The sequence below is a fragment of the Pseudomonas sp. A39 genome (assembly GCF_058145955.1).
The window spans coordinates 21954-31734 of sequence record NZ_JBYVMD010000057.1; the positions used below are offsets into that span (position 1 = coordinate 21954).

Genomic DNA, 9781 nt, shown 5'->3' on the forward strand with positions numbered 1-9781 from the left:
AATAGGGTAGTGATTCATTTTTCTTAAGGAACACGGGGATGAAATACTGGATGGTGTTGTGGCTGGCCATTGCCACAAGTGCAATGGCGGCGCCACGGGAGCAGCGGCCGGCGGGGGATTTTGATTTCTATGTGCTGTCGCTGTCATGGTCGCCGACGTTCTGCCTGACGCACCCGGACAACGAGCAGTGTTCGGGCAAAGGCTACGGCTTCGTGTTGCACGGACTGTGGCCGCAATACGCTCGGGGCGGGTGGCCAGCGTCGTGCGAGCCTCAATCGCAACTCTAGGCCGAAGACATGGCCAAGGGCGCGCTGATGTTTCCCACGCGCTCACTGCTCAAGCATGAATGGGCCAAGCACGGGACCTGCAGCGGCCTGGAGGCCTCGCGCTACCTGGAGGCCACTGATGCGGCGTTGGGCGCCGTGCAGATCCCACCGCAACTGCAGCCGTTCAATGTGCCCAATTATTTGCAAGCCCGGGACATCGAACAGCTGTTCCGCGAGAGCAACCCCGCCATGGGCGACCACAGTGTGGCGGTGATCTGCAAAGGCAAGGTGTTGTCTGAAGTACGGATATGCCTGAGCAAGGAATTGCGCTTTGCCGGTTGCCCCAGGAGCGTGAAGACCCAGTGCCGGGACGGTGACATCCGGATCCCGGTTCAGCGTTGAGCCGGCGCCTGGAGCGCGTGCAACGCAATGGTCGCGGCCGCGTTCGCACTGAAGGCCCCGGCGCGATCCGCCAGGTAGCGCGCGGGCGGTTGGCCCATTGCCTTGCGGAACATGGTGATAAAGCCGCTGGCGTTCTCATAACCCAGGTCCAGGGCGACCCGCTGCACGCTTTCACCCCTGGCCAGGCGTTGCAATGACAGGATCACATGCAACTGCCGGCGCCAGCGGCCGAAACTCAGGCCGAACTCTTCCAGCAGCAGGCGCGTCATGCTGCGCTCGCTCATGCCGATGCGCACGGCCCACTGGCCGAGGGTGGCCTTATCGCCGGGGTTGGCCAGCAGGCTGTCGGCCAGGCGCCGCAACCGTGGGTCCTGGGGCATCGGCAGGTGCAAGTCTTCGATGGGCGCCTGGGCCAACTCGTCCAGCAGCGTGCTGATCAACCGGCCCTGAGCGCCGTCCTCTTCGTACCAATGCGGAAAGCTTACCGCCTTAGTAATCAACTCATGCAACAGGCCGGACACCGCCAGCGTGCAGCATTGCGGGGGCAGGGCGCCAGCGGCGTGCGGGTCGATCAGCAGGCAATACACCTCGGCTTCGCCGGCCCCCCGCGCCGCATGTGAAAGGCCGCCGGGGATCCACAGCGCACACTGGGGCGGCACAATCCAGATACCGGCCTCGATCTGGCAATGAATCACCCCGCGCAGGGTGTACATCAACTGGGCCTTGCGATGGACATGCGGTGCATGCTCCCAGGTCTGGGACGTGCTGGTAGCGCCCACGGCCACCACGGCGCGCGGGATCATGTCGGCGTCCTTGGCCCTGGAGGGGTCGAATTGATCAAGGCGGTGGCGCGTCATGGCGGTTTCACAGCTTGGCTGAATTGCGAAACATTCTGGCTATTCTGTGCAATGCCGTCCAGCAGGTAGATCCCTATGATGAGATCCACTCTCATTAAGGAGCTCTGCCATGCGACTCGACAGTTCAACATTCCCAGTGGTGAAAATCGTCTTTGATGCGCCAAACGAAGGCGGGCCCGACGATGCATTCGTGGTCTTCGAAGGCCTGCTGGCCCGCCAGCAAGCCTTTGTGCTGCTGCATGAAAAGGCCGAAGATGAAAACAGTCACGAACACTCCCACGAAGAGCGCAAACAGGCGTCGATCTGGATGAAGAAAAACAGGCCGGCCCTGCGCACGTACGTCAAGGGCATGATCCAGGTCGAGCCCAGCGCTGCGCAGCGGCTGGCGCTCAAGCCTTTTGCCGTGATGTTTGGCAAGGCGTGGGGCTACCCGTTGCTGGTGGTGGAATCCAAAGACCGCGCCTGGGCGCTGGCGCGGGACGTGCTGGATGATCGGGTGTCGGATGTGGCGCATTTTTAACGCGGCCTACAGTCCGCAAAAATGTGGCGCTCATCAGTCCACGCACATCGCCCGGCCCAGCTGGCCTTTCTCGACAGTGGCCGAGCAACCAAAGCGGCCGTTATCCGCCTGACACGCGCCGGTTACCGGGCGATTTTCGGAGGATGCGGTCACGCTGGTCCGGCATTCGCCTTCACACTGGCTCGAATCGGTACACGCCTTGCCCGCGTCCTTGTAGGGCGTGATGCACTTCCAGCTCTGCAGTTTGCCGACTTGCTTCATGCTGCCGCCGCCGGCCAGGCAAACAGAGGCGGTGGCGTCTTGGGGCGGCGGCGTCGACGTACATGCCGATACCAACAACAGGGCGGCAAGGGCGATCATCAGTTTCATGCAAAGGTCCTCAAAGGGTGAGCGCAGCGGTGCAGTGTACGGGCAATTGGACTACTTTGAGTGACGAGCCATCCCTGATCGGTACCAAGCCATGCAGACCCTATGGAAGCGCTATATGGCGCTGCTGGAAAACGACCTGAGCACGCAGATCTTCGACAACGTGAAGAACCTGCTGGTGTGTGCACTGTTGTTTGCGGCGGGGACGCACACATTGGTCGGGCAACGTGAACTGTTTATCGGCGTGTTTGCGTCCGATGTCGCGGGGTGGGGGTTGATCATCCTGTCCGCATTGCTGACGGTGTTGAATATCAGCGATGGCATTCGCCGGCTGGCCAAGCTGCGTTATCACCTGGCGCTGCAACTGTTGCTGATCCTGGTGTACCTGGTGATTGCCGAGCGGGTGGTTGAGATTATGTGGGGCTTCCGCGCGCATTGAAGTATCCTCCGCGACCCGTTTACCAGCGATTCCAACACAGATGACAGGACAAGACATGCAGGCGATGCTCTCGTCGATTCTCGACGAAGTGCGTCCACTGATCGGCCTCGGCAAAGTCGCCGATTACATCCCCGCGCTGGCCGATGTACCGGCCAACCAACTCGGTATCGCCGTGTACGGCAACGACGGCTCGGCCTACCGCGCCGGTGATGCGGACACGCTGTTTTCGGTGCAGAGCATCTCCAAGGTGTTCAGCCTGGTGCAGGCCATCGACCACGGCGGCGAAACCATCTGGGAGCGCTTGGGCCACGAGCCGTCAGGGCAGCCGTTCAACTCCATGGTGCAGTTGGAATTCGAACGCGGGCGCCCGCGCAATCCGTTCATCAATGCGGGTGCGCTGGTGATCTGCGACATCAACCAGTCGCGCTTCGCCGTGCCGATCCTGTCGATGCGCGACTTCGTGCGGCGCCTGTCGGGCAACCCACACATCCTGGTCAACAGCGTCGTCGCCGAATCCGAAGCCCAGCATGGCGCGCGCAACGCCGCCATGGCCTACCTGATGAAATCCTTCGGCAACTTCCACAACGACGTGGATGCCGTGCTGCACAGCTACTTCAACTACTGCGCGCTGCAAATGAGCTGCGTGGATCTGGCCAAGGCGTTCAGCTTCCTGGCCAACGAGGGCACGAGTGCCCACAGCGGCGAACAGATTCTGACCGCCCGACAGACCCGACAAGTCAACTCGATCATGGCCACCAGCGGGCTGTATGACGAGGCAGGGAATTTTGCTTATCGCGTCGGCCTGCCGGGCAAGAGCGGAGTGGGGGGCGGGATCGTTGCCGTGGTGCCGGGGCAGTTTACGGTGTGCGTGTGGTCGCCGGAGCTGAACGCGGCGGGGAATTCGCTGGCGGGGATGAAGGCGTTGGAGTTGTTGAGTGAGCGGATTGGGTGGTCGGTGTTTTGAGATCGTTCCCGTTCATGGGAACGATCGTCTTTGACGATTCAGGCTGCGGGGTAAGCCGTATTCAGCGCCTTGTCGACCAATAGTTGCACCCCTTCCAGCATGCGGCAGATGCCCAGCGCAATGTTGCGTTGGGCGCCGTTTACTTCAAATGCCAGGTGGGCCGCGATGTCGTTGATGGCGGCGAGGTCTTGGGAGGCGTTGGCCAGCAAGGTTTCCGTGTCTAAGTCGGCACGGACGGTGAAGAGTGTTTCTGGGGGATTGGGGCTGTCTTTGATCATGGTCAAATCTCTTTGGGAGTTGAGCCGCCACGATTCGCGGTCAAGCGAAAGAGGGTGGCAGCTATACGCGGGTTGACCGACCGGTCCCAAAGTAGCCCGGCATACCCGAAGGTATCCCGCGTACAGCTGCCGCGACACGATACAGCAGACGCAAAAGAAACGCCTGGATCGATGTTGATGCAGATGCACTTTGGGTTCGGACGGTCAAATCCGGCCGCTGAATTGGCAGCGACGGCGCAGAGGTTAGTCAGCGAAGTTCCGAGCGACAACCTGAAACCCTTGTGGGAAAAGTCCTGGAACTCATGGCTAAATGCGATCCCTTGTGGCGAGGGAGCTTGCTCCTGTTGGGCCGCGAAGCGGCCCCAGGACGGTTTGCGCGGTATACCTGATGCGGCTCGGTTGTCGGGTTTGGGGGCTGCTGCGCAGCCCAGCGCGAGCAAGCTCGCTCACTACAGGGGACGTATTTCAGCTGATATTGAACCGATCCAACACGCTATACCACGCAACGCCTGCCCCAATGTAAAACCGCTGCAACCCATGCATCGGCAAGCGCTGCAACGGTGTCACCGGGTAGGCGAACTCTGCCTGGCTGTCACACAGCTTGCCCGCCAATTGCTGGCCCAGGCTGGTACACAGTGCGATCCCACGGCCATTGCAGCCCAGTGCTAATGTGAGCCCCGGCGCTGGCTGGTGAACATGGGGCATGAAGTCACGGGTGATTGCGATACGGCCCGCCCAGCGATACTCAAATTCCAATGGCCCCAACTGCGGAAACAGCAACGCCAGCGAGCGTTCCAGGTGGGCGAAATCGGTGGGCGAGGTGGGGTCGTTGAACAGCCCGCGTCCGCCCATCAGCAAGCGGCCATGGCTGTCTTTGCGAAAGTACAGCAACAGCCTTTGTGCGGTGGAGACGGTTTCCTGGCCCGGTAAAATGCTGTCGACTGCATGGCCTTTCAAAGGCTTGGTCGCGACGATAAAACTGTTCGCCGCCAATATGCTTTGAGCCATGCCCGGCCACAGGTTGCCGCTGTAGCCGTTGGTGGCCAGCACGACTTGATCGGCCGTGACCTGTGCACCGTTAGCGGTCTGTAACTGCCAGCCGGAGCCCTGGCGATGCAAGCCCGTCACCGCGCTGTGCCCATGAATCCGCACACCCGCCGCCAGCGCCGCGCCCACCAACCCCCGGGCATACGCCAGCGGTTGAATCGCACCCGCGCGACCGTCCAGCCAGCCGCCGGCAAAAGCGTCGCTGCCCATGCGCGAGGCCACCGCCGTTGCGTTCAAACGCTGCACCGGCACGCCGCGTCGGGCCCATTGATCCGCGCGTGCATGTAACCCTGCCACGCCTTTTTCGGTGTACGACACCTGCATCCAACCCTTGCGCACCGGCGCGCAATCAATGCCGTGCTTTTCGATCAGCCTGAACACCAGGTCGGCCGAATTCGACACGGTTGAGATCAACGGTTCGGCGCGCTCCGGACCGTACATTTGCACCAGTTGCTCGGGGTCGTATTTGAGCGTCGGGTTGACCTGCCCACCGTTGCGTCCCGACGCGCCCCAGCCCGGCTCGTTGGCCTCCAATACACATACACTGACGCCACGCTCGGCCAAATGCAGCGCCGTCGACAAGCCGGTATACCCCGCGCCGACAATCGCCACATCCACCTTCACCGATTCGCTCAACGCAGGCGTCGGCACCACCGAGGGCGCAGTCGCTGACCACAATGACTTCATGACAGGCTCCGCGTATCACCAGTGGGGTGCAGCACCCGCCGCAGGAAATCCTGGGTGCGCGGATGCTGCGGATTGCCCAGCACTTGCTCGGCCGCGCCACTTTCTACGATGTAGCCGCCATGCAGGAAGCACACACGGTCTGCCACCTCCCGCGCAAAACCCATTTCGTGAGTGACTACGATCATGGTCATGCCTTCATCGGCGAGGGTGCGCATCACCGCCAATACATCGCCGACCAGTTCTGGGTCGAGCGCCGAGGTGGGTTCATCGAACAGCATGGCTTCGGGTTTCATCGCCAGGGCGCGGGCGATGGCCACGCGTTGTTGCTGGCCCCCGGAGAGTTGTTCCGGGTAGGCGTCGGCCTTGGCGCTCAAGCCGACTTTTTCCAGCAATACCAGGGCTTCTTCGCGGGCCTGCTTGGGCGACTCGCCTTTGACGTACACCGGGCCTTCCATCACGTTCTCCAGCACGCTGCGGTGGGGGAACAGGTTGAAGCGTTGGAATACCATGCCCATGCGGCTGCGCAGGGCGTGCACGGTCTTGCTGCCGCGCTGCACGGTTTCGCCGAACACGGTAATCGCGCCACCGTCGTAGGCCTCCAGCGCGTTGATGCAGCGCAGCAGGGTGGATTTGCCAGAGCCCGAGGGGCCGATGAGGCACACCACTTCACCCTTGGCCACGTCCAAGTCGACGCCGTGCAGCACGCGGTGGCTGCCGTAGTGTTTTTGCAGTTGGCGAATCTCGATCATGCTTTTTTCCTCCGGCCCAGGTGCTGTTCCATGCGGCGCAGGCCATACACCAGCGGCAGGCTCATCAGCAGGTAGAGCAGGGCGACCAAGGTGTAGACGGTCATGTTCTGGAAGGTCGACGAGGCGATCAGTTGGCCTTGGCGGGTCATCTCGGCGACGGTGATGGTGGACACCAGCGACGAGTCCTTGAGCATCATCACCAGCGTGTTGCCATACGGCGGCAGCGCAATGCGAAACGCTTGCGGCAGGATCACCCGGCGCATCATCAGCGTCGAGCGCATGCCCAAGGCTTCGGCGGCTTCACGCTGGCCCTGTTCGACGGCAATGATGCCGGTGCGGAAGTTCTCGGCCTGGTACGCCGAGTAGGCGATGCCCATGCCGATCACGCCTGCATAAAACGCGGTGAGGTGCACACCCATGTCGGGCAGCACGAAGTAGATGTAGAACAGCTGCACGATGATCGGCAGGCCACGGATCACGTTGATGATGGTGCTCGCCGTCCACGACAGCGCACGGATCGGCGACAGCTTGAGCAACGCCAGCACCAGGCCGATGGCACTGCTGAGCAGGAACGACAGCACGGTGATCTGGATCGTCACCCAGGCGCCTTGCAGCAAAATCGGCAAGAAGTCCTGGGCGTTTTGCAGGAACTCAGCCGGGTTCATGGGCGCACCTGGGTATCGAGTCCCCACTTCTTCAGGATGCTGTCGAGGGTGCCATCCGCCTTGATGCTGGCGATGGCGGTGTTCAGGCGTTCGAGGGTTTTTGTGTCGCCCTTGCGCACCACCAGGCACACTTCGCCGACATTGGTGGGCTTGTAGTCCGGCGCCAGTTTCACGCCTTTGAACAGCTTCTGGCGGATCTGGTAGGCGACCACCGGCTGATCACCCACGGCGGCCTTGATGCGGCCCAGGGACAGGTCACGGACCATCTCGCCGATGGAGTCGTAGGTGCGGATTTCCTTGAAGATGCCGAGCTTGTTCAACTGGTCATAGAAGACGGTGCCGGCCTGTACGCCGACCACCTGATCCTTCAGCGGCATCAGGTCGGGGTAGGCGGTGTTGTCATCGGTGTTGATGATCAGGCCTTCACCGTAGGCATACACCGGGGCGCTGAAGTCGACGACCTTGGTGCGCTCTTCGGTCTTGAGCATGCCCGCGGAAATGAAGTCGAGCTTGCCGGAGGTCAGGGAGGGGATCAGTGCGGCGAAGTTGGTCTGCTCGATCTGGCTGGTGAAACCGCCGGCCTTGCCCACGGCCTCAGCCACGTCGACCATCACGCCCTGGATGCTGTTGCTCTTGATGTCTAGGAAGGTAAACGGCGAACCACTGGCCGTTGCACCGACTTTGTACGAGGACGCACTTTCTGCGTGCGCAGCGCTGACGCAGAACGTGGCGCAGAGACCGAAGGCAAGGCGGCGAAACAAGGGCGAAAGACTGTTCATCGGGTTACTCCAGAAGGAAAACGGAAAGTCAGTACCGCAAGCGGCTGCCGATGAAATCGCAAGCTCTGTGCCATTTCGATTTAAAAAAATCGAATGTCGCTATATAAAGTAGACAAAATGAACTATTCGTATCGGTATGCGATATTTAGTGGTCTATTTTAATGATTTAGAGTAGAAATATCGCCACGCCTGATCGACCTGACCGCGAGTCCTCCATGTCCGAAGAACGCAACAGTCTGCACAACCAATCCCTGGAAAAGGGCCTGTCGGTGCTCAAGGCCTTCAGTGCCCAACGCCGCAGCATGAGCCTTGCAGAGGTGGCCGAGGCCGCCGGCATGACCAAAAGCTCGGCCCAGCGTATGGTGTTTACCCTTGAGAGCCTGGGTTACCTTCGGAAACACTCCCGCACACGGCATTACCAACTCACACCGCACGTGTTGGCGTTGGGCTTCAGTTACCTGGATGCGCATTCGTTGATCGAGGTGGCCAATCCGTTTCTCTCGGAGTTGACGCGATTGACCGGTGAGACCTCGTGCCTCACCGAACCTGCGGGCTACGACATGACCTATATCGCACGGTTCGTCAGCTCGGGCTTTGTGCCGGTGCATATGCCGATCGGCTCGCGGGTGCCGATGTATTGCACGGCGTCGGGGCGAGCGTATTTGAGTGCCTTGCCGCAGGACGAGGCGCTGGTGTTGATCGAGAACAGCCAGCGTATTGCGCACACCAGCCAGACGCTGACGGAAGTCGACAAAATCATGGAGTCGTTGCAGCAAGTGCGCGAGCAGGGCTATGCGGTGAATGGCCAGGAGCTGTTCCTGGGCGACATGACCATTGGTGCGCCGGTGCTGGGCGCCAATGGCCGGCCGGTGGCGGCGGTGCATGTGGTGGCGCCCACCAGTCGGTGGAGCAGGGCGGATGCGGAGCGGCAGTTGGCGCCGGCGCTTTTACAATGTTCGAGGGCGCTGAGCAACTCGGCCCGGAACTTGGAGTAACAGACACCCTAAAACAAAATGTGGGAGGGGGCTTGCCCCCGATTGCAGTGTGTCAGTCAATACAGCTGTGACTGATCTACCGCTCTCGGGGGCAAGCCCCCTCCCACCGTTTTGTTCGGTCAGCGATCGCCTATTCAGGCAATTGCATCCCAAGCCCGATCACCGTGCTCGTCTTTGATCCGAGTCGGCAAGCCCATCACGTCCAGCGCTTTCAGGAACGGCTCAGCCGGCAGTTCTTCGACGTTGGCCATGTGCTTCACATCCCATTCGCCACGCGCCACCAGCAGCGCGGCGGCGACCGGTGGAACACCTGCGGTGTAGGAGATGCCTTGGCTGTCGGTCTCGGCAAAGGCTTCTTCATGGCACGCCACGTTGTAGATGAACATCTCGTGGGGTTGGCCGTTCTTGGTGCCTTTGACCAGGTCGCCGATGCAGGTCTTGCCGGTGTAGCCCGGCGCGAGCGAAGACGGGTCGGGCAGCACGGCCTTGACCAGTTTCAGCGGCACGACTTCCAGGCCTTCGGCGGTGGTGACCGGCTTTTCGGAGAGCAGGCCGAGGTTCTTCAGCACGGTAAACACGTTGATGTAGTGTTCGCCGAAGCTCATCCAGAAACGCACGTTGGGCACGTCGAGGTTTTTCGACAGCGAGTGCACTTCATCGTGGCCGGTGAGGTAAAGGTTCTGCGAACCGACGACCGGCAGGTCGTCGGTGCGTTTGACTTCGAACATGGTGTTGCTGGTCCACTGGCTGTTCTGCCAGCTCCACAC

At 61.2% G+C, this 9781-nt stretch carries 12 protein-coding genes and 1 pseudogene; 5 read left to right on the forward strand and 8 right to left on the reverse strand.

What is annotated here, in order from left to right:
- Positions 1-38 precede the first annotated feature (38 nt).
- Positions 39-668, forward strand: a pseudogene (locus AC3ZU9_RS27895) (ribonuclease T2 family protein).
- Here the strand turns inward: AC3ZU9_RS27895 and AC3ZU9_RS27900 are convergent.
- On the reverse strand, positions 659-1525 hold the full coding sequence (locus AC3ZU9_RS27900; RefSeq protein WP_490091629.1) for an AraC family transcriptional regulator: 867 nt from the start codon (positions 1523-1525) through the stop codon (positions 659-661). The pseudogene AC3ZU9_RS27895 and the gene AC3ZU9_RS27900 overlap by 10 nt on opposite strands.
- A 109-nt stretch (positions 1526-1634) precedes the next feature.
- Between AC3ZU9_RS27900 and AC3ZU9_RS27905 the strand changes: the two genes are divergently transcribed.
- On the forward strand, positions 1635-2045 hold the full coding sequence (locus AC3ZU9_RS27905; protein WP_093541714.1) for a hypothetical protein: 411 nt from the start codon (positions 1635-1637) through the stop codon (positions 2043-2045).
- Positions 2046-2078: 33 nt separating this feature from the next.
- Here AC3ZU9_RS27905 and AC3ZU9_RS27910 read toward each other — a convergent pair whose 3' ends face one another.
- Positions 2079-2414, reverse strand: coding sequence for a hypothetical protein (locus tag AC3ZU9_RS27910; protein ID WP_122809737.1), 336 nt, complete (start codon positions 2412-2414; stop codon positions 2079-2081).
- 91 nt (positions 2415-2505) lie between these two features.
- On the opposite strand from AC3ZU9_RS27910, the gene AC3ZU9_RS27915 reads away from it, so the two are divergent.
- Entirely contained in the window at positions 2506-2850 is a 345-nt protein-coding gene (locus tag AC3ZU9_RS27915) for a hypothetical protein (protein ID WP_012724736.1), read from the forward strand.
- A gap of 55 nt (positions 2851-2905) precedes the next feature.
- The gene (gene glsB / locus AC3ZU9_RS27920; RefSeq protein WP_012724735.1) at positions 2906-3814 is read left to right on the forward strand and encodes a glutaminase B; all 909 of its coding nucleotides are present in this window, start codon (positions 2906-2908) and stop codon (positions 3812-3814) included.
- Positions 3815-3852: 38 nt separating this feature from the next.
- Here the strand turns inward: glsB and AC3ZU9_RS27925 are convergent, their stop codons facing one another.
- The 5 genes from AC3ZU9_RS27925 to AC3ZU9_RS27945 form a co-directional block, all read right to left on the reverse strand.
- On the reverse strand, positions 3853-4092 hold the full coding sequence (locus tag AC3ZU9_RS27925) for a DUF6124 family protein (protein ID WP_122809736.1): 240 nt from the start codon (positions 4090-4092) through the stop codon (positions 3853-3855).
- Between the two features lie 465 nt (positions 4093-4557).
- Entirely contained in the window at positions 4558-5826 is a 1269-nt protein-coding gene (locus tag AC3ZU9_RS27930; protein ID WP_122809735.1) for an NAD(P)/FAD-dependent oxidoreductase, read from the reverse strand.
- Complete coding sequence (locus AC3ZU9_RS27935) at positions 5823-6575, reverse strand: amino acid ABC transporter ATP-binding protein (RefSeq protein WP_012724732.1); 753 nt, start codon at positions 6573-6575, stop codon at positions 5823-5825. The genes AC3ZU9_RS27930 and AC3ZU9_RS27935 overlap by 4 nt, the downstream gene beginning before the upstream one ends.
- Positions 6572-7240, reverse strand: coding sequence for an amino acid ABC transporter permease (locus AC3ZU9_RS27940; protein ID WP_012724731.1), 669 nt, complete (start codon positions 7238-7240; stop codon positions 6572-6574). Before AC3ZU9_RS27940 ends, AC3ZU9_RS27935 begins: the two co-directional genes overlap by 4 nt.
- The gene (locus AC3ZU9_RS27945) at positions 7237-8019 is read right to left on the reverse strand and encodes an ABC transporter substrate-binding protein (RefSeq protein ID WP_012724730.1); all 783 of its coding nucleotides are present in this window, start codon (positions 8017-8019) and stop codon (positions 7237-7239) included. Before AC3ZU9_RS27945 ends, AC3ZU9_RS27940 begins: the two co-directional genes overlap by 4 nt.
- Before the next feature lie 215 nt (positions 8020-8234).
- Between AC3ZU9_RS27945 and AC3ZU9_RS27950 the strand changes: the two genes are divergently transcribed.
- Entirely contained in the window at positions 8235-9014 is a 780-nt protein-coding gene (locus AC3ZU9_RS27950; RefSeq protein WP_122809733.1) for an IclR family transcriptional regulator, read from the forward strand.
- Between the two features lie 134 nt (positions 9015-9148).
- Here the strand turns inward: AC3ZU9_RS27950 and AC3ZU9_RS27955 are convergent.
- Positions 9149-9781: saccharopine dehydrogenase family protein (locus AC3ZU9_RS27955; protein WP_490091630.1), on the reverse strand; the 633-nt coding region annotated here is incomplete at its 5' end.

What these genes read in the sequence shown, in the direction of transcription:
- AC3ZU9_RS27905 (WP_093541714.1), top strand. Translation starts at nt 1,635, where the DNA reads ATGCGACTCGACAGTTCAACATTCCCAGTGGTGAAAATCGTCTTTGAT.
- AC3ZU9_RS27900 (WP_490091629.1), bottom strand. Translation starts at nt 1,525, where the DNA reads ATGACGCGCCACCGCCTTGATCAATTCGACCCCTCCAGGGCCAAGGAC.
- AC3ZU9_RS27915 (WP_012724736.1), top strand. Translation starts at nt 2,506, where the DNA reads ATGCAGACCCTATGGAAGCGCTATATGGCGCTGCTGGAAAACGACCTG.
- AC3ZU9_RS27930 (WP_122809735.1), bottom strand. Translation starts at nt 5,826, where the DNA reads ATGAAGTCATTGTGGTCAGCGACTGCGCCCTCGGTGGTGCCGACGCCT.
- AC3ZU9_RS27950 (WP_122809733.1), top strand. Translation starts at nt 8,235, where the DNA reads ATGTCCGAAGAACGCAACAGTCTGCACAACCAATCCCTGGAAAAGGGC.
- AC3ZU9_RS27945 (WP_012724730.1), bottom strand. Translation starts at nt 8,019, where the DNA reads ATGAACAGTCTTTCGCCCTTGTTTCGCCGCCTTGCCTTCGGTCTCTGC.
- glsB (WP_012724735.1), top strand. Translation starts at nt 2,906, where the DNA reads ATGCAGGCGATGCTCTCGTCGATTCTCGACGAAGTGCGTCCACTGATC.
- AC3ZU9_RS27925 (WP_122809736.1), bottom strand. Translation starts at nt 4,092, where the DNA reads ATGATCAAAGACAGCCCCAATCCCCCAGAAACACTCTTCACCGTCCGT.
- AC3ZU9_RS27940 (WP_012724731.1), bottom strand. Translation starts at nt 7,240, where the DNA reads ATGAACCCGGCTGAGTTCCTGCAAAACGCCCAGGACTTCTTGCCGATT.
- AC3ZU9_RS27935 (WP_012724732.1), bottom strand. Translation starts at nt 6,575, where the DNA reads ATGATCGAGATTCGCCAACTGCAAAAACACTACGGCAGCCACCGCGTG.
- AC3ZU9_RS27910 (WP_122809737.1), bottom strand. Translation starts at nt 2,414, where the DNA reads ATGAAACTGATGATCGCCCTTGCCGCCCTGTTGTTGGTATCGGCATGT.